1 pseudogene is annotated in these 228 nt (G+C 75.9%); it reads left to right on the forward strand.

Features of this window, described 5'->3' with window-relative positions:
• Positions 1-228: pseudogene (locus J7E93_RS36390) on the forward strand (mannose-6-phosphate isomerase); the annotation flags it as partial.

Here is a 228-nt window from a genome sequence, read left to right on the forward strand (position 1 = left end):
CGGCGACTACGCGGCCGGGGCCGACCCCGACGACTTCTTCCGCGACCGCGTCGACGAGCCGCAGGCCCTGCGCGCCCGCGTCGTGCTGCTCCGTGACCGGCCTGCCGGCGGCCTGACCGCCGCACCGGCCGCCCGCGAACTGGCGCTCAGCCACGGCACGGCCATCAGTGAGCTGGAGCCGGAGGAGGGCAGCGAGCTGGAGAACCTGGCCGAGCTCATCGCCGTCAC

This window comes from Streptomyces sp. ISL-36 (assembly GCF_018614205.1).
GTDB lineage: Bacteria > Actinomycetota > Actinomycetes > Streptomycetales > Streptomycetaceae > Streptomyces.